26 protein-coding genes and 1 pseudogene are annotated in these 26,388 nt (G+C 52.4%); 19 read left to right on the forward strand and 8 right to left on the reverse strand.

All coding sequences use genetic code 11. From position 1 onward, the window contains the following. Window positions 1–33 precede the first annotated feature (33 nt). The 3 genes from ACPXV9_RS03070 to ACPXV9_RS03080 are packed head-to-tail and all read left to right on the forward strand — an operon-like array spanning window position 34 to window position 3,193. Window positions 34–816, forward strand: a complete 783-nt coding sequence (locus ACPXV9_RS03070) for an enoyl-CoA hydratase (RefSeq protein ID WP_423894482.1) — start codon at window positions 34–36, stop codon at window positions 814–816. 28 nt (window positions 817–844) lie between these two features. Next, window positions 845–2,023, forward strand: a complete 1,179-nt coding sequence (locus ACPXV9_RS03075; protein WP_423894484.1) for an acyl-CoA dehydrogenase family protein — start codon at window positions 845–847, stop codon at window positions 2,021–2,023. 30 nt (window positions 2,024–2,053) lie between these two features. After that, entirely contained in the window at window positions 2,054–3,193 is a 1,140-nt protein-coding gene (locus ACPXV9_RS03080; protein ID WP_423894486.1) for an acyl-CoA dehydrogenase family protein, read from the forward strand. A gap of 66 nt (window positions 3,194–3,259) precedes the next feature. Here the strand turns inward: ACPXV9_RS03080 and ACPXV9_RS03085 are convergent, their stop codons facing one another. Continuing rightward, complete coding sequence (locus tag ACPXV9_RS03085) at window positions 3,260–4,057, reverse strand: inositol monophosphatase family protein (protein WP_423894488.1); 798 nt, start codon at window positions 4,055–4,057, stop codon at window positions 3,260–3,262. Window positions 4,058–4,267: 210 nt separating this feature from the next. Between ACPXV9_RS03085 and trmJ the strand changes: the two genes are divergently transcribed. From trmJ to ACPXV9_RS03155, 14 genes and pseudogenes are all read left to right on the forward strand, one after another. Further along, entirely contained in the window at window positions 4,268–5,077 is an 810-nt protein-coding gene (trmJ, locus tag ACPXV9_RS03090; RefSeq protein WP_423895034.1) for a tRNA (cytosine(32)/uridine(32)-2'-O)-methyltransferase TrmJ, read from the forward strand. A 115-nt stretch (window positions 5,078–5,192) separates the two neighbouring features. Then, on the forward strand, window positions 5,193–5,657 hold the full coding sequence (gene iscR / locus ACPXV9_RS03095) for a Fe-S cluster assembly transcriptional regulator IscR (protein ID WP_423894490.1): 465 nt from the start codon (window positions 5,193–5,195) through the stop codon (window positions 5,655–5,657). A 38-nt stretch (window positions 5,658–5,695) separates the two neighbouring features. Next, a complete protein-coding gene (locus tag ACPXV9_RS03100) occupies window positions 5,696–6,844 on the forward strand; it encodes an aminotransferase class V-fold PLP-dependent enzyme (protein ID WP_423894492.1) in 1,149 nt (382 codons plus the stop codon). A 57-nt stretch (window positions 6,845–6,901) separates the two neighbouring features. Next, window positions 6,902–8,338: a Fe-S cluster assembly protein SufB gene (sufB, locus tag ACPXV9_RS03105; RefSeq protein ID WP_423894494.1), complete on the forward strand. Its 1,437-nt coding sequence runs from the start codon at window positions 6,902–6,904 to the stop codon at window positions 8,336–8,338. Between the two features lie 59 nt (window positions 8,339–8,397). Beyond that, the gene (gene sufC, locus ACPXV9_RS03110; protein WP_423894496.1) at window positions 8,398–9,159 is read left to right on the forward strand and encodes a Fe-S cluster assembly ATPase SufC; all 762 of its coding nucleotides are present in this window, start codon (window positions 8,398–8,400) and stop codon (window positions 9,157–9,159) included. 2 nt (window positions 9,160–9,161) lie between these two features. Next, window positions 9,162–10,415 carry a Fe-S cluster assembly protein SufD gene (sufD, locus tag ACPXV9_RS03115; RefSeq protein WP_423894498.1) on the forward strand — a complete coding sequence of 418 codons (1,254 nt, stop codon included), beginning with the start codon at window positions 9,162–9,164 and terminating at the stop codon, window positions 10,413–10,415. Between the two features lie 24 nt (window positions 10,416–10,439). Then, on the forward strand, window positions 10,440–11,657 hold the full coding sequence (locus tag ACPXV9_RS03120) for an aminotransferase class V-fold PLP-dependent enzyme (RefSeq protein ID WP_423894499.1): 1,218 nt from the start codon (window positions 10,440–10,442) through the stop codon (window positions 11,655–11,657). Window positions 11,658–11,659: 2 nt separating this feature from the next. Beyond that, window positions 11,660–12,028: a HesB/IscA family protein gene (locus ACPXV9_RS03125; protein ID WP_423894501.1), complete on the forward strand. Its 369-nt coding sequence runs from the start codon at window positions 11,660–11,662 to the stop codon at window positions 12,026–12,028. Window positions 12,029–12,068: 40 nt separating this feature from the next. After that, entirely contained in the window at window positions 12,069–12,602 is a 534-nt protein-coding gene (gene sufT / locus ACPXV9_RS03130; protein ID WP_423894502.1) for a putative Fe-S cluster assembly protein SufT, read from the forward strand. 69 nt (window positions 12,603–12,671) lie between these two features. Then, entirely contained in the window at window positions 12,672–13,079 is a 408-nt protein-coding gene (locus ACPXV9_RS03135) for a SufE family protein (RefSeq protein ID WP_423894504.1), read from the forward strand. A 2-nt stretch (window positions 13,080–13,081) separates the two neighbouring features. Further along, on the forward strand, window positions 13,082–13,387 hold the full coding sequence (locus tag ACPXV9_RS03140; RefSeq protein ID WP_423894506.1) for a 2Fe-2S iron-sulfur cluster-binding protein: 306 nt from the start codon (window positions 13,082–13,084) through the stop codon (window positions 13,385–13,387). Between the two features lie 153 nt (window positions 13,388–13,540). After that, a complete protein-coding gene (locus ACPXV9_RS03145) occupies window positions 13,541–14,344 on the forward strand; it encodes a sterol desaturase family protein (RefSeq protein WP_423894507.1) in 804 nt (267 codons plus the stop codon). Between the two features lie 5 nt (window positions 14,345–14,349). Next, window positions 14,350–14,628, forward strand: a complete 279-nt coding sequence (ppiC, locus tag ACPXV9_RS03150; protein WP_423894509.1) for a peptidylprolyl isomerase PpiC — start codon at window positions 14,350–14,352, stop codon at window positions 14,626–14,628. Between the two features lie 13 nt (window positions 14,629–14,641). After that, window positions 14,642–14,842: pseudogene (locus tag ACPXV9_RS03155) on the forward strand (VF530 family DNA-binding protein); the annotation flags it as partial. Between the two features lie 202 nt (window positions 14,843–15,044). Here ACPXV9_RS03155 and ACPXV9_RS03160 read toward each other — a convergent pair. The 7 genes from ACPXV9_RS03160 to peaA all read right to left on the reverse strand — a co-directional run bounded on the left by ACPXV9_RS03160 (window position 15,045) and on the right by peaA (window position 22,538). Continuing rightward, entirely contained in the window at window positions 15,045–15,545 is a 501-nt protein-coding gene (locus ACPXV9_RS03160) for a GNAT family N-acetyltransferase (RefSeq protein WP_423894511.1), read from the reverse strand. A 12-nt stretch (window positions 15,546–15,557) separates the two neighbouring features. Further along, complete coding sequence (locus tag ACPXV9_RS03165) at window positions 15,558–16,502, reverse strand: bifunctional helix-turn-helix transcriptional regulator/GNAT family N-acetyltransferase (RefSeq protein ID WP_423894513.1); 945 nt, start codon at window positions 16,500–16,502, stop codon at window positions 15,558–15,560. 140 nt (window positions 16,503–16,642) lie between these two features. Next, window positions 16,643–17,809: a serine hydrolase domain-containing protein gene (locus tag ACPXV9_RS03170; protein ID WP_423894515.1), complete on the reverse strand. Its 1,167-nt coding sequence runs from the start codon at window positions 17,807–17,809 to the stop codon at window positions 16,643–16,645. A 171-nt stretch (window positions 17,810–17,980) separates the two neighbouring features. Continuing rightward, window positions 17,981–19,099 (reverse strand): quinohemoprotein amine dehydrogenase subunit beta, encoded by a 1,119-nt coding sequence (peaD, locus tag ACPXV9_RS03175; RefSeq protein WP_423894517.1) that lies wholly within the window; start codon window positions 19,097–19,099, stop codon window positions 17,981–17,983. Between the two features lie 12 nt (window positions 19,100–19,111). Further along, window positions 19,112–19,441, reverse strand: a complete 330-nt coding sequence (gene qhpC / locus ACPXV9_RS03180; protein ID WP_423894519.1) for a quinohemoprotein amine dehydrogenase subunit gamma — start codon at window positions 19,439–19,441, stop codon at window positions 19,112–19,114. A gap of 35 nt (window positions 19,442–19,476) precedes the next feature. Then, on the reverse strand, window positions 19,477–20,907 hold the full coding sequence (peaB, locus tag ACPXV9_RS03185) for a quinohemoprotein amine dehydrogenase maturation protein (protein WP_423894521.1): 1,431 nt from the start codon (window positions 20,905–20,907) through the stop codon (window positions 19,477–19,479). Between the two features lie 29 nt (window positions 20,908–20,936). Then, window positions 20,937–22,538 carry a quinohemoprotein amine dehydrogenase subunit alpha gene (gene peaA / locus ACPXV9_RS03190; RefSeq protein ID WP_423894523.1) on the reverse strand — a complete coding sequence of 534 codons (1,602 nt, stop codon included), beginning with the start codon at window positions 22,536–22,538 and terminating at the stop codon, window positions 20,937–20,939. A 188-nt stretch (window positions 22,539–22,726) separates the two neighbouring features. Between peaA and ACPXV9_RS03195 the strand changes: the two genes are divergently transcribed. Beyond that, complete coding sequence (locus ACPXV9_RS03195) at window positions 22,727–23,776, forward strand: AraC family transcriptional regulator ligand-binding domain-containing protein (protein ID WP_423894525.1); 1,050 nt, start codon at window positions 22,727–22,729, stop codon at window positions 23,774–23,776. Between the two features lie 254 nt (window positions 23,777–24,030). Beyond that, on the forward strand, window positions 24,031–26,355 hold the full coding sequence (locus ACPXV9_RS03200; protein WP_423894527.1) for a TonB-dependent receptor: 2,325 nt from the start codon (window positions 24,031–24,033) through the stop codon (window positions 26,353–26,355). Window positions 26,356–26,388: the final 33 nt, after the last annotated feature.

Below are 26,388 nucleotides of genomic sequence, written 5' to 3' on the forward strand. Positions count from 1 at the left end.
TGTTGTTAAGGTGAGCTTCTCACGGGAGGTTTCATGCAATATCAACAAATACTTTTCGAAGTGGATTCAGGCGTCGCGACCATTCGACTCAATCGGCCGCAAGCGATGAATTCGATGTCCAGCAATCTGTTGCTGGAGTTGTCGAATGCTTTTAACCAGGTCAAATCCAATACCAGTATTCAGGTTGTCATTATTACCGGAGAAGGCGATCGGGCTTTTTGTGCAGGCCTGGATTTGAAAGAGTTGTCTGAAGGTACTGATCAGTTTCTCGAGCGATTGGACAGTTGCGACATCATTGAGTCGGTCCAAAATTGCGGCTGTCCCGTCATAGGTGCCGTCAATGGTTGTGCCATTACTGGCGGTTTTGAGTTGGCGCTGGCTTGCGATTTTCTTATCGCAAGTGATACCGCCAAATTTGCTGATACCCACGCCCGTGTTGGTTTGGTTCCCTCCTGGGGAATGAGCCAAAAACTCCCCCGTTTGATTGGCATCAGTCGCGCCAAAGAGTTAAGCCTCACAGGTCGCTTTATTTCTGCCGAGGAGGCGCTGTCCTGGGGGTTAGTAAATCACGTGGTTCCGGCTTCAGAATTGATGGATAAGGCCAGAATGCTTGCCGATGCCATGTTGAGTAATGACGCGCGGGCCATGTCCAGTATTCGTGACACCATGGATTATGGCTGGCAGCACGATTTGCAGTCCGGTCTGGCCTACGAAGCCAAAGTTTTTAAAGAGTTCACCGCGGTCATGGCCCGGGATACGGTAGCGAATAATCGCCAGCGTGTTCAGGAGCAAGGGCGCAGTCAAAACAAACAATGATTAAACAGTAACATCGAGAGGATTAATTGTGGATACGACATTGTCCGCCGAAGATCTGGCGTTTCGCGAAGAAGTAAGAGCCTTTTTGACAGAGACTTTTACCGATGAATTAAAAGCAAGGCTGGATGACAAAGCCACCTATAAAGATGCGCAAATTGAGTGGCAGAGAAAGCTCAATGACAAGGGCTGGGTAGCCCCCAACTGGCCAACCCAGTATGGCGGTGCAGGCTGGACGCCAACCCAGAATTATATCTATGAAAATGAACGCTCTCTGGTTGGTGCGCCCGATACCATTCCGTTTGGTTTGAGCATGGTTGCCCCTGTGATCTATGGCTTTGGCAGCGAAGAGCAGAAGCAAAAATTCCTGCCGCGCATTCTCAACAGCGATGACTGGTGGTGTCAGGGTTATTCAGAGCCGGGTTCCGGTTCCGATTTGGCGTCACTCAAGACCAAGGCGGAATTGGATGGCGATGATTACGTCGTCAATGGCGCCAAAATCTGGACCACCTACGCTCAGTACGCCGATTGGATTTTCTGTCTGGTGCGCACCGATTCCAGTGGTAAGAATCAGGACGGCATCACCTTTCTGCTGATCGATATGAAGTCCCCCGGGATCAAGGTCAATCCGATCATCGGTATCGATAATCGCCACACCTTGAACGAAGTGGAGTTCAATAATGTGCGTGTGCCGGTTGCCAACCGCATCGGTGAGCAGGATAAAGGCTGGACCTACGCCAAGGCCTTGTTGCAACACGAGCGTACCGCGATTGCGGGCGTGGCTGAATCCAAGCGCCAGATTCGCGAGTTGAAATCTGCCGCGGCTGAGATTCTCTCGGGTGGTAAGGCGATCATTGAAGATCCCGCATTCCGCAAAAATCTGACCGACATTGAAGTCGAGCTGATGGCGCTGGAGTACACCGAATTGCGTGTATTGGCGGCTACCGCATCTGGCAGTGCGCCGGGTGCCGAGTCTTCCTTGCTAAAAATCAAAGGTACCGAAATCCAGCAGTCTATCCAAAAGATGTGGATGGATCTTTCGGGTTACCACATGGGAGCCCAGGCGCTTCAGGGCGAAGCAGACCTCAGTGGTCATGATTTTGCCAATGAGGCTCGCATTTCCTACATGTATGGACGCGCGGCAACCGTCTATGGCGGCTCTAACGAAGTCCAGAAAAACATCATTTCCAAGTTTGTACTTGGCCTGTAAGTGCTGATAAGAGAAAAAGGATAAGACGTTATGAATTTTTCATTTACCGAAGAGCAAAACATGCTGCGTGACAGCATCAGCAAATTTGTTCAGGATCAGTACGAATTTACCACCCGCGAAAAACTGGCCAAGAGCGACGCAGGTTTCAGTGCAGAAAACTGGCAGACCTTTGCCGAGTTGGGTTGGTTGTCGGTACCCTTTACCGAAGAGCAGGGCGGCTTTGGCGGCGGTGTGGCCGACAACGTTGTGGTTATGGAAGAGTTGGGTAAAGGCCTGGTGCTGGAACCTTATTTGGCGACGGTTCTGTTGTTCGGTGGTTTGCTGCGCGATGGTGGCACGGCGGCACAGCAGGAAAACCTGATTCCTGCCATCATTGGTGGGGAGCTACAGGGTGCTGTCGCCTTTGCGGAAAAGCAGAGTCGCTTCGATCTCAATAATGTTGAAACCACTGCCCAGTCCAGTGGTGATGGTTTTGTCATCAATGGCGAAAAGTCTGTGGTTATCAATGGTGCTGCGGCCGATAAGCTGATTGTTGCTGCGCGCACCAGTGGCGAGTCCATCAGTGATTCAGGTGTCTCACTGTTTGTGGTGGATGCCAGTGCAGCAGGTGTCACTAAAACCCCGTTCCGCATGATGGATGGCCAGATGGTTGCCAATGTCGCGTTCAAGGATGTGACTGTTGCTGCCGCGGATCTGGTTGGCGAGCAGGATCAGGGTGTGGCACTGCTGCAAAAAGTGGTTCAGGAGGCTACTGTAGCGGTAGGCGCTGAAGCGGTTGGCATTATGGATAAACTGAAAAATACCACCGTTGAGTACACCAAGACCCGTGAACAATTTGGTGTGGCTATTGGTAAGTTTCAGGCTTTGCAGCACCGTATGGTGGAAATGTTTATGGCCTGTGAACAAACCCGTTCACTGCTTTATCGCGCGGTCTGTTCTGTGGCTGAGGGCAAGCCGGAAGCAGCTCAGGATGTGCTGGCTTTGAAAGTTATGGTGGGCCGTGCCGGTAAACTGGTTGGCGATGAGGCTTTTCAGATTCACGGTGGTATTGGTATGACCGATGAGCTGGATGTGGGTCACTACGTTAAGCGCCTGATGATGATCAATGTGCTGTTTGGTGATGCGGATTATTCGCAGCAAAAGTTTGCTGATTTGTCCTTAGCTGGCTGAGTTATTGTCTGATCAGAAACAAAAAAAGGGGCCTATGGCCCCTTTTTTTGTTTTACGCAGCGGGGATTAAATTTTCCCCATATGTTTACCAACAACCTGCAGCAACGGTTTAAACACTTTCGGTGAGGCGCACACAACGTTGCCACTCTTCATGCAGTCATTGCCACCGCGGAAATCACTGACCATACCGCCGGCTTCTTTAACCAGCAGCAAACCGGCTGCGATATCCCAGGATTTCAGGTTCATCTCCCAGAAGCCGTCAAAACGTCCGGCAGCGACATAGGCCAGGTCCAGAGATGCGGCGCCCGGGCGGCGAATGCCTGCGGTTTGGCCGGCAATCTCATTCAGAGCGGCCAGATAGGGCATCATATTGTCGTAGGCGTAGCCGTTAAACGGGATGCCGGTACCGATTAATGCGCCAGACAGGCCCTTGCGACCGGATACACGGATGCGGCGGCCGTTGAGAGCGGCACCCTTGCCACGGCTGGCGGTAAATTCTTCACGTTTGATTGGGTCGAGAACTACGGCGTGCTGAATCTGGCCCTTATAGAGACAGGCGATGGAAATAGCGAAGTGGGGAATGCCGTGAATAAAGTTGGTGGTGCCATCAAGTGGGTCGATGATCCACTCGTAATCGCTGTCCCCTTCGCTGCGTCCGGTTTCTTCGCCCACAATGGTGTGGTCCGGGTAGGCTTTACGCAGGTGATAGATGATTTCCTTTTCGGAAGCCTGATCAATTTCAGTCACAAAGTCGTTGCGGCCTTTCTCTTCGAAAGAAACAACGTCCACGCGCTCCATTGCGCGTTCAATTAATTCACCGGCTTTGCGGGCAGCGCGCAGCGCTATAGTTAGCATGGGTTCCATGGGGCACCATCCAATATCAATAGGTTCAACGATTGTATGTAAAAGAGCGGGCCGATCTCGCAACCACAGTTAAAACGGTTAACTTGTGGCGGGAGGCCAAAGGCGGCGGATTATAGCGCTCCCGGAACCAATAGCATAGCCCAAAGCGTGTTAACGGGCGTTGTGTTTGGTACAATGCGCGCCCTTTTTGATCTGAAACCCTATTTGGTTATGTCTGAGCACCGTATTTCTGCCAGTGGTTCCGCCGAAGAGCTGCTGAAAAAGGTTCGGGTGGTTCTGGTGAATACCACCCATCCCGGCAATATTGGCGGCGCGGCCCGCGCCATGAAAAACATGGGGTTGTCCAGCCTCTATCTGGTTGCCCCGAAAGAATATCCCGCCGATCGCGCGGTGTGGCGGGCAGCGGGTGCGGTGGATGTGCTCGACAGTGCCATTGTGGTGGATACTCTGGAAGAGGCCATTGGTGACTGTGGTCTGGTAGTGGGTACCAGTGCTCGTGGTCGCCGTATTCCATGGCCGCTGTTTACTCCCCGCGAGTTTGGTGAAAAAGCCATCCACGAGGCCAAAACCCACGACGTAGCGGTTGTGTTTGGCCGCGAAGACCGGGGCTTGACCAATGATGAGCTGCACAAGTGTCACTATCACGTGCACATTCCCTCCAATCCCGATTACAGCGCGTTGAATCTGGCCACTGCGGTGCAGGTACTCTGTTATGAGGTGCGCATGGCAATGTTGACTCTGGCAGAGGGTAAAGAGCCGCACTTCGATGACTGGGATGTGCCGCCAGCCCGTCACAAAGATGTGGAGATGTATTTTGAGCATCTGGAGGAAACCATGACGGACCTTGGTTTCTTTACCCCGGAGAATCCCCGTCAGACCATGACTCGGATGCGCCGACTCTACAGCCGTATCCGTCTGGATCAGATGGAATTGAATATCATGCGCGGCATGCTCACCGCGATTCAGAATTTTGTCTATCACACCAACAAAAAGCTTGAAAAGCAGCAAAAAGAGCCGTGATATAAGCCATAATTATTATGCGGTTAAATACCTGAGTGTAATGATTGGTTAAATACTTGATTAAAATAGTTGGTTTTTGGATAATGCGCTCCTGTACTGTTCAGAGGAATTCATTATGCGATTAACCACAAAGGGGCGTTACGCTGTCACAGCCATGCTGGATCTGGCTTTGCACGGTGAGAAGAAACCCATCAGCCTGGCGGATATTTCCAAGCGACAGGAAATCTCTCTTTCCTATCTGGAGCAGTTGTTTTCCAAGCTGCGATCTCAGGAACTGGTGAAGAGTGTGCGCGGACCCGGCGGTGGTTATCGCTTGAATCGCGGCACGGATGATATTCGAGTGGCGGACATTATTGATGCGGTCAATGAATCCATCGATGCCACCAACTGCAACAAGCAGGGCAACTGCCAGCGCGGTGTTCAGTGCCTGACCCATCACCTCTGGTGTGATCTGAGTGACCAGATACATGATTTTTTGTCGGGCATTACCCTGCAGAACTTGATCGATCGCAACGAGGTGCGTGAAATTTCAGCTCGCCAGGATCGTGAGCAAGAGTTGCTTCAGGCGACTTTGGCATAATAAGCAGGCATTAGAGATTTTTTAGAGAAGGTTTATCAGTGGTAGCGCCCATTTATCTGGATTATGCAGCAACGACACCGGTGTCGGAGTCCGCTGCCAAGGCGATGGCCGAGTGTTTGACCTTCCCAACCACCTTTGCCAACCCGGCGTCACGCTCTCATATGTTCGGCTGGCAGGCCGAAGAGAAAGTGGAAAATGCCCGAGGGCAGGTGGCCGATTTGCTGGGCTGTGATCCACGGGAGGTGGTCTGGACCAGTGGTGCTACAGAATCCAACAATCTGGCATTAAAAGGTGTGTTTGAAGCGCTGGATTTCAAAGGGCACCTGATTACCTCGGTAGTCGAGCACAAGGCCATTATTGATCCGGTCAAATGGCTCGAAGAGAAAGGCGTTGAAGTCACCTGGCTGACACCCAAGGAACAGGGAGTCATCGACTCCAGTCAGGTGCAGTCAGCACTTCGCGACGATACGCGTCTGGTCAGCTTGATGATGGTCAACAACGAAGTTGGCTCCATCAATCCCATCGCCGAGATTGGTGCCCTGTGCCGCGAGGCCGGGGTACTGCTGCATACCGATGCGGCTCAGGCTGCGGGGAAAGTGGCGACTTGTGTGGATGAACTGAATGTGGACTTGATGAGTCTGTCCGCGCACAAGTTTTATGGGCCCAAAGGTGTCGGTGCGCTCTATGTCCGCCGCGCTTGCCAGTCTCAATTGGGGTTGCAGATGCACGGTGGTGGCCATGAGCGGGGTATGCGCTCGGGAACACTGGCTACCCATCAGGTGGTTGGAATGGGCGAAGCCGCTCGAGAAGCCCGTGAACAAATGGCAGGCGAGCAGGCCAGAACGGCAGCGTTGAGAGATCGATTGTGGGCCGGTATTGAATCCCTCAATGGCGTGCGTCGCAATGGCTCAGTCGAGCATTGCAGCCCCATTCACCTGAACGTCTGTTTTTCGGGTGTGGATGGTGAGGTTCTGTTGCTGTCGTTGCGTGAAGTGGCGGTTTCATCGGGATCGGCCTGCACCTCGGCCAGTATGTCTCCGTCCTATGTGCTTAAAGCGATGGGGCTGAGCGACGACGATGCACACAGTTCTATCCGCTTCTCGCTGGGACGCTATACCACAGAGGCTGATATCGATCGGGCGATTGAGCATATTCGCCAGGTGGTTGAGAAATTACAGGGTGCCTGAGCAGTATTAGGCTCAGGGCCCAGACAAAAAATAGTGAGTTATTAGTGGGTCAGATTCATGACTGAACAAATCAACAAAGCGCTTGAGCGCGAATACGAAGCGGGCTTTGTTTCGGATATTGAATCCGAGACCTTTGAGCCGGGCCTCGATGAAAGCGTGATTCGTCGCATTTCGGCGATGAAAAACGAGCCCGAGTGGATGCTCGAATGGCGTCTGAAAGCCTTTAATGCCTGGCTGGAAATGGCAGAGCCGGATTGGGCCCATGTGGATTACCCGGAAATCGATTTTCAGGCCATTTCCTATTATTCCGCCCCCAAGAGCATGGCCGATAAGCCCAAATCCCTCGACGAGGTGGATCCGGAGCTGCTGCGTACCTACGAAAAATTGGGTATTCCTCTGGTCGAGCAACAAATGTTGGCCGGTGTGGCGGTGGATGCCGTATTCGATTCGGTGTCGGTTGTAACGACTTTCCGGGAAAAGCTGGAAGAAGCCGGGGTGATTTTCTGCCCAATCTCCGAAGCCGTGCACAAGTACCCGGATCTGGTGAAAAAATACCTCGGTACCGTGGTGCCGCAAAAGGACAACTTTTACGCGGCACTGAACTGCGCGGTATTCACCGATGGCTCCTTTGTCTATATCCCCAAAGGCACCCGCTGTCCGATGGAGTTGTCTACCTACTTCCGCATCAATGAGCAGAATACCGGCCAGTTTGAGCGCACTTTGATTGTGGCTGACGAAGGCAGTTACGTCAGTTATCTGGAAGGCTGTACCGCGCCACAGCGTGATGAAAATCAGTTGCACGCGGCCGTGGTTGAGTTGGTGGCACTGGACGATGCCGAGATCAAATACTCCACGGTGCAGAACTGGTACCCCGGCGACGAAGAAGGCCGCGGTGGTATCTACAACTTTGTGACCAAGCGTGGCATTTGCCATACTCGCGCCAAGATTTCCTGGACTCAGGTGGAAACCGGCTCGGCTGTGACCTGGAAATACCCCAGCTGTGTGCTCAAGGGTGATGACAGTGTCGGTGAGTTCTACTCTGTTGCCCTGACCCGCGGCAAGCAGCAGGCCGATACCGGCACCAAGATGATTCATCTGGGCAAGAATACCAAGTCCACCATTATCTCCAAGGGTATTTCCGCCGGTCGCAGTAACAACAGCTACCGCGGTCTGGTGCGCATGAACGCCGGTGCCCAAGGGGCGCGTAACTTTACCCAGTGTGATTCACTGCTGATCGGTGATCAGTGTGGTGCGCACACCTTCCCCTATGTGGAAAGCCGCAACCCCTCGGCCATTGTGGAGCACGAAGCCACCACCTCCAAAGTGAGTGATGATCAGATGTTCCTGTGTCAGCAGCGTGGCCTCGACCCGGAAAAAGCCGTCTCCATGATTGTGAACGGTTTCTGTAAAGAGGTGTTTAAAGAGCTGCCCATGGAATTTGCGGTAGAGGCGGGAAAACTTCTGGAAATCAGTCTTGAAGGCTCCGTCGGCTAAATAGAATTCAGTGTCATTCCCGCGCAGGCGGGAATCCACAAACAGGTAAAAAGAACATTATGCTGAAAATTGAAAACCTACACGCCAGTGTCGAAGAAAAGAACATCCTCAAGGGTTTGAACCTGGAAGTAAAACCCGGTGAAGTCCACGCCATTATGGGCCCCAACGGTGCCGGTAAAAGTACCATGGGTTACGTGCTATCCGGCCGAGAAGGCTACGAGGTGGAGCAAGGTTCTGCGACCCTGAACGGCGTTGATCTGTTGGAGCTGGAAGCCGAAGAGCGCGCCCGCGCCGGCCTGTTTCTGGCGTTTCAGTACCCGGTTGAAATTCCCGGTGTCAGCAATATGGAATTTATGAAGGCCGCAGTGGATGCCGCTCGCGAAGAACGCGGTGAAGAAGCCTTGAGTTCTGCCGAGTTTTTGAAACTGGCCAAGGCCGCCTGCAAACAGGTTAATCTGCCTCTGGCATTTTTAAAGCGTGGCGTAAACGAAGGCTTCTCCGGCGGTGAGAAAAAGCGCAACGAAATCATGCAAATGCTGTTGCTGCAACCCAAGGTATGCATCCTCGATGAATCCGATTCCGGTCTGGATATTGACGCCCTGCAAGTGGTTGCCGAAGGTGTAAACAGTCAGCGCTCGGATGATCGCAGCTTTATTGTGGTGACTCACTATCAGCGTCTGCTGGATTACATCAAGCCGGATTTTGTTCACGTGTTGTCGGAAGGCAAGATTGTGCGCAGTGGCGATGCTTCGCTGGCTCTGGAACTGGAAGAGCAGGGCTACGCCTGGCTGACTGAACAGCGTGCGGCTGACGAGGTATAAGCATGAGTGCCTGGTTAGAGGGCGCCCTTGAACGCGCCGAAAAAATTGAGGATTGGCTGGCACCACAGCGCAGCGAATCCCTGTCACAGTTAAAAAATATCCCGTGGCCGACCCGCAAAACCGAAGCATGGAAATACTTTTCCCTGCGCCCGGTTGAAGATTCGTCTTTTTCACAAGCCGCCGCCAATCAGGATGTGACGGTGGAGCAGATTGCCGATCTCGATAGCCTTGATCTGGTGTTTGTCGATGGTCGTTTGGAAATGGGAAGTGACGCACTGCCGGAAGGTTTGCGTATTGTGTCATTGGTGGATGCCAGTGTTGATGAGCAAGCCATAGCCCAACAGATTTTTACCAAGGTAAAGCCGGCTCGTCATGTGTTCGGTTTAGTTAACGATGTTTTGGCCAGCGATGGGGTGTTGATCGATGTCGCTGAAGGGGCGGTTATCGATACGCCCATTCGCATCGTCAATATTCACTCCGAGGGTGTTGAATCCCACACTCGCGTACTGGTGCGTCTGGCCAATAACGCCAAGCTCAGTGTGATTGAGCAGTGCGACAGTCAGGCCGAGGGTTTGAGTACCGTTTTTTCGGAGTACCTGCTGGGGGATGAAGCCGAGCTGGAACACTACCGCTTTGCCCTGCAATCCGGTGCTGCCATTAATATTGGCGGCTGTCATTTTTCGCTGGCGAACAAGACCCAGCTCAACAGCACCTTGATTGGTTTTGGCAGCAAGCTGGCGCGTCTGGATGTGGATGTGGCGCACAATGGTCAGCACGCGTTTGCCAAGATGAATGCCGTGTATCTGCTCGATACCGGTGAGCTGTTCGATCTGCACAGTTGTATTGAGCACGCCCAGCCTCACGGTACCACCGAGGAGAACGTGCGTGGCATTGTCGGTGATAGATCCCGCGCGGTATTTAATGGTCGCATTCATATCCATCGCGATGCCCAGAAGACGCTGGCGGAATTGAATAACCGCAATCTGCTGTTGTCTGATCGCGCCGAGATCAATACCAAGCCGGAGCTGGAAATCTACGCCGATGATGTGCGCTGTGCCCACGGTGCCACCGTCGCAGAAATCGATAAAAAGGCTCTGTACTACCTGCAATCTCGTGGTATTGATAAGGCTCATGCGCAGGTGATGTTGAACTTTGGCTTTATCAATGAGCTGGTAGACGATATGCCCAATGAGGCTCTGGCAGAATGGTTACGCCCGCAATTGCGCGCCCGCTTTGCCAGCATGGAAGTGCAATAACAGGATTAATAGAAAATAGACGTTATGAGTTTTGATGTTGCTGCAGTTCGCGCCCAGTTCCCGATTCTGAATCGGGAGGTGAATGGCAAACCGCTGGTGTACCTGGACAATGCGGCCACCACACAAAAGCCCCAGTGTGTGATTGACGCACTGGTGGATTACTACAGCACCTGCAACTCCAATGTCCATCGTGGAGCCCACAAGCTGGCCGATGAGGCCACCCGACGTTACGAAGGTGCCCGGGATATTGTGGCCGGCTTTATAAATGCCAGCGCCCGTGAAGAAGTCATCTGGACCAGTGGTACCACTGAGTCCATTAACATCATTACTCACGGTATTGCCCAGCAACTCAAGGCCGGTGATGAGGTGGTGGTCACCGAGATGGAACATCACGCCAATCTGGTGACCTGGCAACAGGCCTGCAAGCAGGCGGGCGCTGCACTTAAGGTGATTCCGATTTCTGATCTGGGTGAACTGGATCTTGAGAGTTATAAAGCCGCTCTGAATGAAAAAACCCGTATTGTGGCTTTCCCTCACGTCTCCAATGCGCTGGGTACTCTCAATCCCATTGCCGATTTGACCCGCTGGGCCAAAGACGCTGGCGCCTTGGTTGCCATTGACGGTGCCCAGGGCATCGCGCACGGTGCGATTGATGTGCAGGCGCTGGGTTGCGACTTTTATTCTTTTTCTGCGCATAAATTGTTTGGCCCGACCGGTATGGGCGTGTTGTGGGGCAGAAAAGAGCTGCTGGCCGAGTGGCCTGTGTGGAAAACCGGTGGCGAGATGATTGCTACCGTGACCTATCAGGACGCTACCTGGAATGAATTACCCTATCGGCTGGAAGCGGGTACGCCGAATATCGCCGATGCCATCGCTATGGGGGTGGCCATTGAGTGGTTCCAGAGCCTTGATCAGGATGGCCTGAAACAGCACGAGGCCAAATTGCTGGCCCGGGCTACGGAGCTGGCAGAAGATTTTGAGGGTCTAACCATTATTGGCAATGCCAAAGACAAGGTCGGTGTGCTGAGTTTTGTGATGGATTCTGGTCATCCCGCGGATATCGGCTTTCTGCTGGATAAGCAGGGCATTGCGATTCGCACCGGACACCACTGTGCTGAGCCTCTGATGGGGCGCCTGAATGTTCCGGGAACCGCCAGGGCATCGTTTTCCATCTACAACACCCTGGATGAAGTAGAACAACTTTTTACCGCACTGAAAAAAGTGCGCATGATGTTGGAGTGATTATGAGTGTTGCAACCTTTGAACCGACGGATGCGGTCGTCACTGTGACTGCGGCTGCGGAAGATTACTTTGCCAAAAACCTGGCGGCTGAGAAGGCCAAAGGTGAGGACAAGCTGATTCGCCTGAGTACCAAAGAAAGTGGCTGTACTGGCTACGCGTATGTTATGGATATGGTGGTAGAGGGTGAAAGTTCCGATGAAGTCCTGAGCATCAGCGAAAACGTGACTCTCGCCATTGCCGAAGATGCGGTAGAATTGCTGCGCGGCACGGAGATCGATATGGTCACCGAGGGGCTGAACCATGTTATCAAGTTCAATAACCCCAATGTGGTTGCCGAATGCGGCTGTGGAGAGAGCTTCTCCGTTGCCTGATAGCTCTACCGTGAGCCAATAAGCAGTACAGGTTTTATTCATGCAACAGACTATGGTTGTCACCCAGCGCGAGTGCCCGGCACGTCGCGTCCCTCAGGGTGAACCCGTCACCATTCCGTCCGGTGAGTTTATCAATATTACCCAGGATCTCGGTGGTAACTACACCGTTACCTGGCAGGGCAATATGCTGCGCATCGATGGCACCGATGCCGATGCCATCGGTTGCGAACCGGAAACGCTGGAATTTTCCGATGACGGTTCCGGCCAGATTCAGGACGATCAGGTGTGGCAGGCGCTGGACAGTATTTTTGATCCCGAAATTCCCGTAAGTCTGGTGTCACTGGGCTTAATCTATAACGTCGACATTGATCAGTCAGCCGGCCGGGTGGATATTCGCATGACCTTGACCGCTCCCGGTTGTGGTATGGGGCCGGTATTGGTGGGTGATGTGGAGTACCGAGTAGCCAAGGTGCCGAATGTCTCTGATGTGGTGGTGGATCTTGTGTTTGATCCACCCTGGAGCAAAGAGATGATGAGCGAAGAGGCTCAGTTAGAAACAGGCATGTTCTTTTAAACAGGCATGTTCTTCTAAACAGGCTTGTTTTTTTAAACAGGTATGTCCTTTTAATTGTTGGAATAATTTATGTTGCCAAGCACCGATGAAATTCTGGAAGACATCGATTTTTTTGATGACTGGGAAGAACGCTACAAGTACATCATCGATCTGGGTAAAGCCCTGACACCACTGGAGCCAGAACTGCAAACAGACGAGCGCCTGGTAAAGGGTTGCCAGAGCAATGTCTGGGTGGACGTACGCAGTGAAGGCGACCAACTGGTGTTTGTAGTCGATAGCGATGCCGTCATTGTTCGCGGTCTTCTGGCTGTGGTTATGGCGGCTTTCGATCACAAAACGCCGGCTCAGATTCTGGATTTCGATATCGATGGTTACTTTGCCCAGCTGGATCTGGAAAGCCACCTGAGCCCAACTAGGGGCAACGGTCTGCGTGCCATTGTTGGCAAGATTAAAGCCATTGCAGAGGCTGCTGGATAGATATGCCCCAGATTGTTGTTTTACCTAACCCGATGAAATGTCCCGACGGGGCCGTGATTGAGGCCCGGTCCGGTCAGCAATTGTGTCAGCAGTTGCTGGATAACGACGTTGATATTGATCACGCCTGTCAGCAAAGTTGCGCCTGCACCACCTGTCATGTGGTACTGGTAGAAGGCGCTGAAACCGTGCGTCCAGCCGGCGATCTGGAAACCAGTATCACCAAAGGCGTGTTTGGTTTTGGCCCCAATTCCCGATTAAGTTGTCAGGTGATGGTCGGTCAGGGCGATCTGGTCGTAGAAATACCCTGATAAGGTTAATTACAGAGAGATTCTTCCTCCCTGCGGTCGTCAGAATGACAATGCCTGAGTTTGTCATCCCGACCTGAAATTGCTCCTGCATTTCAGGCATACATGCCATCCATGGCAATAAACGAACGTGAGGGATCTCATGGGCAAAATCCAATGATGGAAACCGAACAAAGCCTTCGACTGAGTATTTTCTTCGGCGTGCTACTAACAGTGGCCCTCTGGGAACTTATTGCCCCCAAAAGAGCCCTCACCGTAAAAAAGTCCCAGCGCTGGCTCAGTAATTTCGCCATCTCTTTTCTGAATATTGCGTTATTGCGGTTGCTGTTTCCGATTGCCGCCGGTGGCGCAGCGGTACTGGCGGCAGAGCAGCAGTGGGGTCTGTTCAACAGTTTGGGTTTGCCTTTCTGGCTGGCTTTTGTGGTTGGTTTTGTCCTGCTGGATTTACTGATTTACTGGCAGCATCGAATCTTTCACAGAGTCCCGCTGTTGTGGCGCCTGCATCGCATGCACCATATGGATCTGGATATCGATGTCAGCACCGGTATCCGTTTTCATCCGCTGGAAGCCTTGCTGTCGATGGCCATCAAAGTGCTGGCGATTGTTGTTCTGGGTGTGCCGGTTGAAGCGGTGCTACTCTTTGAAGTAGTGCTTAACGCCACGGCCATGTTCAATCACGGTAACATTGCGTTGCCACACGCTGTGGATCGCTGGTTGCGTCTGGTGATGGTTACCCCGGATATGCACCGGGTACACCACTCGGTGATTGCCACAGAGACCCACAGCAACTTTGGCTTTAATTTGCCCTGGTGGGATCGCCTGTTTGGCTCCTACCGTGCCCAACCCCGTGATGGCCACGATAAGATGACGATCGGACTGGCCCGCTATCGGTCGCCGAATCAAAGTTCAAAACTCGGGGCCATGCTGCTGCACCCGTTTCGGAAAGAATCAAATAGGTAAAGATTATGCCCACAGCCTGCGCCCTGCATATCCTGGTTAAAGAGCGAAAGCTGGCCGAAGACCTGCGTAAACGCCTCAATAAAGGCGAAGACTTTGGTCAGCTCGCGAAAAAGTACTCCACCTGCCCGTCGGGGAAAAATGGCGGCAATCTCGGTGAGTTTTATCAGGGCGATATGGTTAAAGCGTTTGATGATGTGGTGTTTAAACGCTCCATTTTAAAAGTGCATGGTCCGGTCAAAACCCAGTTTGGTTTTCATCTTATTAAAACCCTGTACCGCTCATAAGGCCGATAATATGATCGAAGTCCAACGCAATAATCCTCTGCATGGCGTCAAGCTCGAAGCGCTGGTGACAGAGCTGGTGGAACACTATGGCTGGGAGGTGCTGGCCAGTGAATTCAATTTTAATTGTTTTAAAAGTAACCCCAGCATCAAATCCAGTCTGAAGTTTTTACGCAAAACGCCCTGGGCGCGGGAAAAAATCGAGAGCTTTTATCTCTATCAATACAAAGGCTTGCCAAGGGCCAGTGTCAAGGAAGAGGAGTTGCCGCCACGGGACAGGACCATTCCCCTGGATCAAAAACCGGGTGAGCCGATGAAAATCAAGGCGCGGCCGAAGCGCGAAAAGCCAGTCAAAACAAAGTCAGAAAAAGACCTGTCGGATATATGGGGGCATTGGCGTAAATAATCCTTGGCGATGATTATTTGGCTGTATCACCGCGCAAACACAGTACGTACTTCTGCTCGGTACGCTCTGCTCCCCAGATGCGGTGCTCATGCTCCTCATTGAGTTCAAAGCCGAACTGACAATAGAGCTTTCGGGCGGCTTCCAGGCCTTTGACCGTCCAGAGCTCGACAGTTTGATAGTTGTTGTCGATGCAGAATTGCAGAGCCGTTTTCATCAGGGTTTTGCTGAGGCCCAGGCCTCGTAATTCCGGGCTCAAGATAAACCAGCGCAATTGGGCGGTGTGTTGATCGCGCTCACAAATCGCGATAGAGCCTTCGGTCTGTTGCTGTCTTTCAACAATCCATATTTTTTCACGGTCATTGTTACGCTTAATGCACTGAGCCAGAGGTTCGGCAACATAGGCTTCAAAGGTGTGGTCATAGCCGTGCTCACGATCATACAGCTCGCCATGCAAGCTGATGATGCGACCTATGTCTCCGGGTTTGATGGTGTCTCTGATGATGGGCGTTTCCATGGCGTCACCCCGTTAGCGATAGATCATGTAGACATCGGAGCGCTGATAAGGTGAGTCGAAGTCTCGCTCCGCGTGCTGGAAACCCAGTGATTCGTACAGTTTTATGGCCGGGGTTAGACGCTTATTGGTTTCCAGATAGAGTGTCTCGCCGTTGATTTTTTTAAAATGGTCGATGGCTCTTTGTGCCAACTTGCGGCCCAAACCAAGTCCCTGTCTGTTGGCGGTAACGGACATTTTCGACAGTTCGTATTTACCGTCTCCTTTGTAAATCAACGCCGATGTGCCAACAATCTCGCCGTGGAGTCGGGCGAAGAAAATGTAGCCGCCGGGATCCAGAATGGATTGTTGCGGGTTGGACAGAACCCGGTCATCCACTTCTTCGACATAGAAATATTTTTCCAGCCATTCGATATTAAGCCGTTTGAAATCGTCGCGGTAATCGGGACGGTAGTCGATGATTTCAATGGCCTGATGCTCGCGATCTTTCTCCCGCTGATCCACTCTGGCTTTCAGCGATTGGAGTCCGAGTTGTTGTTCAAGTCCGGTCAGCGCGGTCATAAAGTTGTCCTGAGTGACGCTGATGGCTTCGTGCAGGGCAGCTTCGATATCATCCATCAGGGGACGATGCTGTTGCAGTAATCGGCGCCCCTCAGCGGTGATATTCAATAGCCGTCGGCGCTCGTCTTTGGGGTCTTTGCCCTGATCAATGACGCCGGATTTCAACATGGTTTTACTGATCTGGCTGATGGCCGAGTGGGTTTGCCCCAACTCCTGAGCAAGCTCGGTGATGCCCATGGCGCCGTTGCTGTCGAGTAAAATCAGCGAAGAGAAGCAGCGGCTCGATAGATTGACTCCGCGGGCTTTGTAGAGTTTGTCCACATCCTGAAACATCTGGTCGCTCAGCCTCTTCAGGCGGCTGCCAAGTGCTAACTCGTTGAAATCATTTAGATTTTTCATGCTCGTTTTAATGCTTTTTGCTGTTTTGAATATATTTACGTAAGTGCTAACGTAAATATAGAGGGGATCTCGAATTTTGGCAACCGCTATTTATTCGCGAGAGTGGGCGGCCGCTTAGCCACCCAGAGTCAGTTTTGAGTTCAGTTCAGAGAAAGGGCAATGGCATTCATGGCGGCCAGACCCGCCAGATGCATTTCCACCATTTCGGCTTTCGGCTGTGACGAGAACTTCACCATAACTGTGTTGGTGGTGCGATCCACAAACAGCGCCTGCCCGTGGATGCCCAATCCCAGAATGACGTCACGCCCAAGGGCTGGCACCCAGCATTGGTTGCGGTAGTACCAACCGGGCATGATCTCAGCGTATTTACTCGCTGCAAATTGCGCGCGGCACTCATCGCTGCCGGCAAAGGTGTCGTCCACCCAGCTGGCGGGAATGATCTGCTCTCCATTCAGGGCGCCGTGGTTGAGTATCATCAGGCCAAAGCGGGCCAAGTCTCTGGTGCAGGTATTGAGGCCGGCACCAACGTAGGGAAACTCGCTGGCGTCTTTGACGATGGCGGCATGGTTGCGGCCACCCAGTTTGCCCCAGAGCTCGTGCTGCAGCAGCCTCTCCAGAGGCTGATCCATGGCCTCTTCCAGAATCATGCCCAACACGTTGGTGCACACGGTGCGGTAGCAGTAGAGATCGCCATGGTTGGCATCGCCGGGTTGCAGTGATTGGGCAAAATCAAACAGGGTGTCACAGGGACGGTCACTCAGCAGGGGGGAACGCCAGCCGACAAGGGCCGACTCCTCATTAAAGCCTGCCGTCGGATCGTCATAATCCTCGCTGTACTGGACACTGGCGGTCATATCCAGAACCTGGCGCACGGTCGCACCGCTCCAGGCCGAATCCTTTAAGCCGGGTACATAATCTGTCACAAGTTTCTGTAGATCAATTTGGCCGCGCTCTACCGCGATGCCGGCGAGCAGGCCGACAAACGACTTAGTAATCGAATTTAACAAGTGGCGTTGATCCACAGTCATACCGTTGAAATAGTGTTCTGCGGCAATCTTGTCATCCTTGATTACCAGCAGCGCGTCGGTGTGAGTGACTTGCAGAATGTCTGCAACGGACTGTGGGTTGCCGTCACCGAGATCAACTGAAATACCCAGAATGTCTTGAGGTGCGTGTTCAAATTCAACTCTGTTGGCCGGGGCGCTGTGCAACGTAAGACAGTCAAAAAGTTGATCAACCTGTTGAAAGCTTGGGGCAATATTTTCCGGAAGCTTCCAGTTGTTATTGTTGAATTGGGAGGAAGACATTTAAACACCTTATTTCTTCTTGAATTTCTGTGGGTGATTCTGAGGTTGCAAGCCTGTAAATTTTTGAACCTGTTTGCCAAAGACAGAAAATAGAAACCCGGCGAGTACGTTTGTAAAATGCTCCGCCGGGTTTATGTCAGATACAACGGTCAGATAGCACAGGAAACTCGATCACTTCACCTTGGCAAATACCTGAAAGGAGGACATGGCCATATCGCCATTGTCCGGCAGTTCAATATTGCCCAGTTTTTCCAACGTATCCGGATCGTAGATGGCGATGTCGCCCAGAGTTCCACCCAGGTAAATGCGATCGCCCTTGGGTGAGAAAGACAGTTGGTAGTAGGCGTGATCCAAATCGACGATCTTCAGAAGTTCCTTGTTCTCAACGTCGTATTTCATCAGTTGATTGAGGATGCCGTAATACAGGTTGGTATCGCCGGGGCGGGTCGCACCTGAGAAAATCGGCGCCTGATACTGACCAAATAACTTGTCTGTAGCTTCCCCGGTTTCCAGATCGATTCGCTGGTAGCCCCACCATAATTCGGCGGTGTTCATATCGTAGGATTCGTCGGCAAACTTAACCGTGGTGTAAGCCTTGATAAATTCTCCAGTGTGGTTGCCATTGTTCCAGGCAGAGATGCCATCGGGAGGGGTTTCCAGTGGCACCTGTTTGGCGCGGCCCTCGAGAACGGTTTTTACTTCGCCGGTGTTGGGGTCGAAGGAGCGCAGATCCGGGCCGTGGGAGTAGACCATGCCGTTTTTGTCGACGGCCATGGTCAGATTCACTCGCGGTACCTGAAAGGTTCGTATTGGTTTTGCTGTGGTGCCGGAGGCGGTGTCGTAGACCGCCAAGACCGGCGGCAGTATCTGAAACTCATCGGACAGCAGCCGGGTGCGATTTTGAATGGTGTAGAGTTCTCTGCCGTCACGGCTTATGGCCATGGAGGCAAAGCTCTTGGCGCGAATGCCGTCACCGGATTGATTGGCCTGAAATACCAGCTCACAGGTCTCCCATTTCATACCGTAAACGGTTTCGCTACCGTCACCCAGAACATAGACGATGCTGTTATCCGGTGACAGCACCACGGTGCCGAGACCGAAGCGGCCGGGTAAATCACAGTGCTGAATGACCTTGCGTTGATCCACATCGGCGACCCACAGATGGTTGTCGCGGTGGACGCCGACCAAAATGTCGCTGGTGGTTTGTGCGGATTCGTCGTTGCTGCAGGCAGCGGTAAGCAGGGCCAGTGAACTGATTGCCAGAGCTTTGATGGTTGCGGTTGCTTTCATTGGGTTCACTCCCTACTTCTTGTCTTTTGGAAACACAGTTTCCAGCTCGCGCCAATCGTTGGCACCCGATGGTTTACCATCGGCCCAGTTGGGATAGGTGGTCATGGTGTCGGGCACCTGGGCAGGCCACCAGCAGGGGTCGGAGCAGCCATAGAGGTCGGCTTCCATGGGTTGGCACAGGCCGGCAACGCCACCAAAGGCGTCAACCTCCCAGCCGGGGTCGACGGTGGAGGTACAACCGACCACCGTTTGCATCGGCACCACTTCGTTGGCGTTGCCTTTTTCTTCCAGGTGTTGCTCAACCAATCCGGCTTTTTTATTCAGAGGCTTCATGTGTTTCATAAGTTTTCGCCTTGTGTTTGGTTTTATTCCCGGCCTCAGGCGGCCTTGCGGGGGGAAATGTGTTGATCAAAAAATGCGGGATTTTCTGACAGAATTTTTTGGTACACGCCAATGCCGAAATCGATCCAGTCGCGCATCAAATCGCAGTAGTGATAGACCGGTTTGGCCGGGTCGTTATAGCGAGCGTAGCTCTCGTGATAGCAGCCGCCGGAACAGAGGTTACGAATCCAGCAACTGCTGCAGCCCTGATTGGAGCGATCCAGTCGCTGCTCGAGAAAGCTGGCGAGGTTTTCCTTGTCGATACCCTGTTTAACATCGCCAAACAGCGGCATTTCTGAGCCGGTAAAACGGTGGCAAAGATTCAGACCGCCGTCTTTGTCCACGGCCAGCAGGGAGACACCGGCACCGCAGGGCAGGGCGTTGGAGGTGCCTTCATGCAAGTCGGTCATCAGTTGATGCAAATTGGCAAAGCCGATGTTTTCGTTGCGCAGTGCCGCGTCCAGATAGCGCTTGCCCAGAGATTTCATGCCGGCAAACACTTGGGTCAGTTCTTCGTCACTGAGGTTGTAATAGGCCACATCGCCGGAGGTGACCGGCGAAAATCCGACTTCGGCAAAACCCAGGGCATTAAACAGGTGGTCCCAGATGCCAACGATATCGGTCACCCCTTTGGTCAGGGTGACGCGACCACCCACCGGGCGTGCGCGGTATTTGCTCAGCAGCATTTGAGTCTTCTCGGCCACCACCGCGTAGGTGCCCTGGCCGCTGACTGTAATGCGGTTTTTGTCGTGTACGGCTTCCGGGCCATCCATGCTGATGGTGATGCAGAAATTGTGTGCCTGGAAATAGTCGACCAGTTCTTCGGTGAGCATGGTGGCGTTGGTGGTCATGGAGAAATCGGCCCACTTGCCTAACTCGCGATTGATTTTCTGCTCGCAGTAATCGACCACTTGGCGAATCAATGGCATATGGGTCAGTGGCTCGCCGCCAAAGAAAACAATGTTGTAGCGATCGCGATCCGGGGATTCTTTGAGCAGCATATCAATGGAATCCCTGGCGGTTTCGAAGGACATCTTCTTACCGGCGTTGGGTTTGTCCAGATCTTCCTTGTAACAGTAGGTGCAGCTCAGGTTGCAGGCGGTATTGACGTTGAGCACGATGGTCGAGATTGGAAATTCTTCAACCTTCTGCGGCAAACGGTTGGTTGGCTCTGCAGGAAATGGCTGCAGAATTTCCAGGGCCTTGAACTCTTCGATGGATTCGATGATTTGGTCTGTATCAAAATCGTCGCCCAGAGAGTTGCAGGCCTCCTCCATGCTGGCGTTGCGATCGCTGTAAAAATCCAGCAACGCACCGCCCAGATCATTCACTTCAAACAGAGCGCCACTGGATACATGCCAGCATACGCGTCGGTCATCGGTCACGGTCTCGTGAAAGTTGGCGGGGCTTAAAGCTAATTCGGTCATGTCGATCTCCGGTTAGGGTGGCAATCGGCTTAACGTATGGGGCTGTTGTTCCAGCGCTGCACAGTAACCACCATGCGCCCGTCGCCCTTGAGGGTCTTGTCTCCGTCGGCAACTTCAGCCACTACCTTGAGGTTGCCGGCGTTGTTGGTGGAGAAGCGACGCTTGGGGTTGGGGCCGGCATCACCGGGGGTAAAGACACCGGTGTCGGCGTTCATGGTGCCGGCAAAGTCGACGTCGTGATCGTGCTTGGCTATTTCGTCAAACGGCTCTACCGACCACTTGGCGGGGAAGTAACCAATGCGAATGTCGTCTTCACTGCCAATCAAACCATCGTTTCCTGCGGCGATGCCCACGGCTTCAAAAATTCCGTGTACTTTCGGGGTGTGGCCGCCGCCGACACGAGCGACACCGTAGGCGGGCTCAACCGCTACCGAGTCAATGTTTTTGTAGATCACCAGCTCACCGCCGGCTTCGCCCACAGCGATGGGCGCGCGATGGGTGGTCTGGTCGGCACTTGCGGCAACGCGCAGGGTAATACGGCCGGCGCTGCGCTCGAGTTCTTCAATCACGCTCAGGCTTTCGGGCAGCAGAATATTGCCGTCCAGATTGTGGCCGACAATGGTCAGCTGGGCTTCGCTGCCACTTTTAACGTGAGCGGGGTAGATGCCCATGATGCGCGGCGCATCGGAGCGATCCAGTTGCAGGTCGGTACCTTTTTCATTTTCATCGGCGACAAACATGCGACCGCTCAGGCGCATGCCGTCTTTGCTTAGCGCCATAACCTGTTGCTGCTGTACGCCATTAAGAGTGATGCTGGCACGCCACTCGTAACCGGTGTAGAGCACAGCGCTGCCTGTTCCGGTGACTTCCTCACCGTCGAGGTAGCGACCTTCGAAAGACAGCCGATACTGATCTTTTTCACCGCCCTCAATGGTCAGGTAACCTTCGTAGTTGCCGCGCCCCGGCTGATGGCCAAGCCAGCGCCAGCGGCCTTGCAACTCGGCTTTGGGGTGTTGTTGCCACTCATTCCAGGCTTCGCTGTGCAGAGGGTAGCGTTGAGCCAGCAATGGGGTGGTGATTTCCTCGGCGATCTTGAACCACTCACGGTCGCGGCCCTGGTAGCTGTACTCGGTGGAGGTCCATTGCCCCAGATGAAAGTGAATATTGCGCTTCCACTCGGCTTCACTGCGGCGCTGAATCGCCACGCGGGCACCGGAGTGACAGCGCGCGCACATTTCGCCAAAGTTGGGGTCTTGCCAATTCTCCGGGGTGTTTTCACGACGCTCTAGAATGTAGCGATAGTCGGCGGTTTCCTCTGGCGCCAGCCCTTGAGTGTCCGACAGGTATTTAACCAGCAGGTCGCGCTCCTCGGTGGTCAGGTAGGCGCCGCGAATTTTTTGCATGCGCACCAGATTCATCAGCCAGCCTTCGGGGGTTTTGCGCTGTTCGCTGATGCGCCGCCAGCTGCCGTCATCGTTTTTGGTGTGGCAGCCAATGCAGCGCTCGGCCATGAGCTTTTGAGCCTGTTGCTCCAGATCCCGGTTATCTTCGCTGGCCTGTGAGGGCAAGGCGAGCGTCAGGGTTGTGAGCATAAACAGGGATTTCATTGACGTTGACGCGAGAAAATTCACAGGCAGCCACCTCTTTGGTTTTAATTATCCGTCTCCAACATGAAGGTGTTGGATGGCAAACGTTGATTCGAAAAATTTGATGTCACCAACGATAACGACTTTTAGGATTGCTATATTGACTATTTGTGACATGCTAATAACAATGTGTGACAACCTAAAAATACTCATTTCAGGCTATGGAGAACGCTTTGGCTAACGGCATTCCAAATCGCGGCGATGATTATCATCTGCGTCAAAGGCAGGCTTCGGGCATTGTCTCCAATTGGTTGGTGCAGAAAATTGAAGACAACGGTTTGTCCTTGTCGCAGGCCTGCAGTGATTTGCAAATTAACCCCAAGTTGCTGCAAACCCAGCTAAGCGTGCTGCCCTTTGAAACCTATAATCATCTGTTTCAATGGACGGCCGATCAGCTCAATAACCCACATCTGGGTATTGATATTGGTCAGTCGATGGAGATGCGGGACCTTGGCGCATTGGGTTATTTGCTGAGTAATGTGCCGGACCTGTTTGCCTTTTGTCAGGTGACGGCCAAATACCTGTCGACATTCCAGCGTAATGCCATGTTTACTTTTGAATCTCTGGGAGAGGCCTATCTGTTGCGCTACGGGGTAACCCTGCAGGGGCGTGCGAATATGAGTCAGGACGCCGAGTTCACCCTCAGCATCATGACGAACTTTTTCCGCCGGCAGTTGGGTGAGGACTGGGTGCCTGATGCCGTGTATTTTTCTCACCCCAGCCCTTGTGAGTGCGATATCAAGACCCGGGTGTTTGGCGACAATATCCACTACGACTATGCCTACAATGGTTTTGTGGTTTCCGAGCCTGTGTTGCGTACCCCCATCTCAAATGCGGATGCGAAATTACTGGAGGTGATTCTCGCTCAGGCCGATCAGGCGCTGGAAGATGTGATCAGCGAGGAAGGGGTGGTTAAGTACGTCAGATTATTGATCGCGGCCTCTTTGAGTAAAGAGGGCTTTAATTCAGACGATGCCGCGGCCGAACTTCATATGACCCGTCGCACTTTGCATCGCCATTTGCAGCGATATGGCACAAGCTTTCAGATTTTGCGCGACGAAGTTTTAAAAGAAGCTTCGCAGCAGGCTCTGGCTGAAACCTATGCCAGCGTGACTGATATCGCCATGCAGTTGGGGTTTTCTGAAGTCAGTGCCTTTGTTCGCTGTTTTAAACGGTTAACAGGTAAGACGCCGACCCAGTATCGACAGCTGATGATGGTGTAGCGGTTCCACACTAACCGCTGTGGTTTTCCATTTTTCCATTTACCTATTTTGATTTTGTCACAAAAAGACAGTTTCCTGTCTCAAATTATCAAGATGTAATTTACCCCTCCTTTTAGTCTGGCTAAGCAATTGAAAGAGGCACTGGTCGTCTGTTAACGACGGTGCTTCATTAGAGCTTTGCGTCAGAGGCGATAACTACATAAACCGCCGCAAAGCCTTTAACGGACAGGCTAATAATAAAAAAAGGAGAGCCCATGAATCCCCGTTTCAAAAAGAAATTGTTACCCCGTGCCCTGTTGTTGGCAGGCGCCTGTGCGGCCACATCGGTCAGTGCTTATCAAATTGAAGAAGTGGTTGTTACCGCCCAAAAACGTGCCGAAAGTTTGCAGGACGTACCTGTATCCATATCCGCTCTGGGCTCTGGCGATCTGGAAGGATTGAAGTTGCGTGCTTCCACTGAAATTGCCGCTCAGGTGCCTAACATGCAAATGCAAACACCGTTTGGTGACAGCTTCCCGCTGATTTCCATGCGCGGTATTTCCATGAGCGATTTTACCCCGACCCAATCCAGTCCGGTGGCGATCTACGTAGATGAAATCTACAAAGGCAACCCGGCGATTCAGGGGGTGCAGTTGTTTGACGTTGAGCGCGTGGAAGTTTTGCGCGGACCTCAAGGGACTCTCTACGGTAAAAACACCACCGGTGGTGCCGTTAACTTTATTACCAAAAAACCAACCCATGAGACCGAAGGTTATCTGACGGTGGGGCTGGGCGACTATGCCCGTAAGGAAGCTCAGGGGGCATTCCAGACTTCGCTGGTTGATGATGTATTGGCCATGCGCGTTGCCGGAACCTGGACCGAAGCTGATGGTTACAACGAAAACAAGCTGGCGGGTAAAGACGACCTGAACAGCATTGATGAGTGGGGCGCTCGGGTTTCTTTTGCCTATACCCCGACCGATGAGATGGAAGCCATTGTGACGTTCGGAGCCAGTGAACAGAGTCCTACCAATGCGGGTATTTACACTGATGGTTATGGCCGTACTGCGGTATATGGTGGTGGCGCGTTTGCCGGTTTGATTGATCGCAATACGTTGCCCGATCTATCAGGCCTCACCAGTCTGGACGAGCATGAATTTCAGAGTGATAACGACGAAGAGAGAAAAGTCGAAACGGAATCCGTTTCCCTGACCATTAATTATGATCTTTCTGACACGCTGTCGTTAACTTCCATCACGTCTTACGATTCCGGTGAATTCTTTGCGCCGGAAGATACCGATGGTACCTTCCTGGATTTGGCTCATATTGAGTACGGTATTTCAGATGCTACCCAGTGGGCACAGGATCTGCGCATTGTCTCTGACTTCGATGGGCCGTTTAACTATCTGGCTGGATTGTATTGGGCCGAAGAAGAAATTGATGCGTTTACCAATATTGATGTCGCCCATGCTTTTGTCGATCTGTCATTACTGACTCCGGGCGATCTGGCCGCGTTTGGTAACAACGATGGTATTTTGGACGCAGGTGAGTGTTTTGAAATTGGTTGTGTGACTCAATCCAATCAATTTACTCAAACCAAAACCAGTACGGCAGCCTACTTCCATGGAACACTGGATTTAAATGACAGTACCACTGTGACGTTGGGCCTTCGCTATACCGAAGACGAAGCCGAGTTGAGTGGTTTTAATGGTGACGTGGAAGATTATGCCTTTGGTGTCACTCTGCAAGGTTTGGCCTTGGGTGGAATTACTCAAGCGGATTTGCCTGTTGAGCGTTTCGTGAATCGTGAATGGTCGGGCAAGTTGGGTATCGATCACACCACGGACAATGGCACTTTGGTTTACGCCAACTACAGCAAGGGTTTTCGTGGTGGTTCCTTTAACAGTCAGGCCTTTGCCGATCCCAATAACGTAACCGCGGTAGATCCTGAGAATGTCGATGCTTATGAGATTGGTTTCAAATCCGAGTTGTTTGATGGTTCTATGCAGTTAAATGGTGCGGCTTTCTATTACGATTACACCGATCAACAGGTGTTGGATGTGGATGCGGCAAGTTTGACCCAGACTCTGATCAATATCGATGAATCGACCATTCAGGGGATTGAGCTGGAAATGATTGCCCGTCCTTCCGAGGCGTTAATGTTGCGCGCCGGTTTGGGTTGGATTGATTCAGAGGTTTCAAAAGGCTACTTGGATCGTCTGGCGGTTACCGAGCCAGAATCTGCCGATCTCAAAGGCAATGAATTACCTGCTGCACCAGAGTTGAATCTGAATCTGTCTGCGGATTACACCATCAATCTGGATGATCTTGGCAGCTTGGTTTTGCATCTGGATACCAACTGGTCGGATGATCACAGCCACAATATTACCAATACGGTAGGGCAGGATGATTACTGGCTGACTAACGGTCGTGTCAGTTTTGAAGCCGCCGATGACAGTTATACCGTGGCTTTTTGGGTCAAGAATATAGAGGACAAGGTGTACAAAACCTACTCTATTGATTTGCAGGCTCTGGGCTTCGACTACAACCATCTGGGTGCCCCTCGTACCATGGGAATTGAGGCGACGTTCCGCTTTTAAACCGCTTCGGAGTTTTTGCACAGAAACTCGCAC

The sequence above is a fragment of the Candidatus Pelagadaptatus aseana genome (assembly GCF_040362265.1).
Classification (GTDB): Bacteria; Pseudomonadota; Gammaproteobacteria; order Pseudomonadales; family Cellvibrionaceae; genus Pelagadaptatus; species Pelagadaptatus aseana.

Coding starts and splice junctions, on each gene's coding strand:
- ACPXV9_RS03160 (WP_423894511.1), bottom strand. CDS start 15,545: ATGGAAACGCCCATCATCAGAGACACCATCAAACCCGGAGACATAGGT.
- ACPXV9_RS03145 (WP_423894507.1), top strand. CDS start 13,541: ATGATGGAAACCGAACAAAGCCTTCGACTGAGTATTTTCTTCGGCGTG.
- ACPXV9_RS03085 (WP_423894488.1), bottom strand. CDS start 4,057: ATGGAACCCATGCTAACTATAGCGCTGCGCGCTGCCCGCAAAGCCGGT.
- qhpC (WP_423894519.1), bottom strand. CDS start 19,441: ATGAAACACATGAAGCCTCTGAATAAAAAAGCCGGATTGGTTGAGCAA.
- ACPXV9_RS03120 (WP_423894499.1), top strand. CDS start 10,440: ATGAGTTTTGATGTTGCTGCAGTTCGCGCCCAGTTCCCGATTCTGAAT.
- trmJ (WP_423895034.1), top strand. CDS start 4,268: ATGTCTGAGCACCGTATTTCTGCCAGTGGTTCCGCCGAAGAGCTGCTG.
- sufB (WP_423894494.1), top strand. CDS start 6,902: ATGACTGAACAAATCAACAAAGCGCTTGAGCGCGAATACGAAGCGGGC.
- sufD (WP_423894498.1), top strand. CDS start 9,162: ATGAGTGCCTGGTTAGAGGGCGCCCTTGAACGCGCCGAAAAAATTGAG.
- ppiC (WP_423894509.1), top strand. CDS start 14,350: ATGCCCACAGCCTGCGCCCTGCATATCCTGGTTAAAGAGCGAAAGCTG.
- ACPXV9_RS03165 (WP_423894513.1), bottom strand. CDS start 16,502: ATGAAAAATCTAAATGATTTCAACGAGTTAGCACTTGGCAGCCGCCTG.
- sufC (WP_423894496.1), top strand. CDS start 8,398: ATGCTGAAAATTGAAAACCTACACGCCAGTGTCGAAGAAAAGAACATC.
- ACPXV9_RS03140 (WP_423894506.1), top strand. CDS start 13,082: ATGCCCCAGATTGTTGTTTTACCTAACCCGATGAAATGTCCCGACGGG.
- ACPXV9_RS03135 (WP_423894504.1), top strand. CDS start 12,672: ATGTTGCCAAGCACCGATGAAATTCTGGAAGACATCGATTTTTTTGAT.
- ACPXV9_RS03170 (WP_423894515.1), bottom strand. CDS start 17,809: ATGTCTTCCTCCCAATTCAACAATAACAACTGGAAGCTTCCGGAAAAT.
- peaB (WP_423894521.1), bottom strand. CDS start 20,907: ATGACCGAATTAGCTTTAAGCCCCGCCAACTTTCACGAGACCGTGACC.
- ACPXV9_RS03070 (WP_423894482.1), top strand. CDS start 34: ATGCAATATCAACAAATACTTTTCGAAGTGGATTCAGGCGTCGCGACC.
- sufT (WP_423894502.1), top strand. CDS start 12,069: ATGCAACAGACTATGGTTGTCACCCAGCGCGAGTGCCCGGCACGTCGC.
- iscR (WP_423894490.1), top strand. CDS start 5,193: ATGCGATTAACCACAAAGGGGCGTTACGCTGTCACAGCCATGCTGGAT.
- ACPXV9_RS03125 (WP_423894501.1), top strand. CDS start 11,660: ATGAGTGTTGCAACCTTTGAACCGACGGATGCGGTCGTCACTGTGACT.
- ACPXV9_RS03080 (WP_423894486.1), top strand. CDS start 2,054: ATGAATTTTTCATTTACCGAAGAGCAAAACATGCTGCGTGACAGCATC.
- ACPXV9_RS03200 (WP_423894527.1), top strand. CDS start 24,031: ATGAATCCCCGTTTCAAAAAGAAATTGTTACCCCGTGCCCTGTTGTTG.
- peaD (WP_423894517.1), bottom strand. CDS start 19,099: ATGAAAGCAACCGCAACCATCAAAGCTCTGGCAATCAGTTCACTGGCC.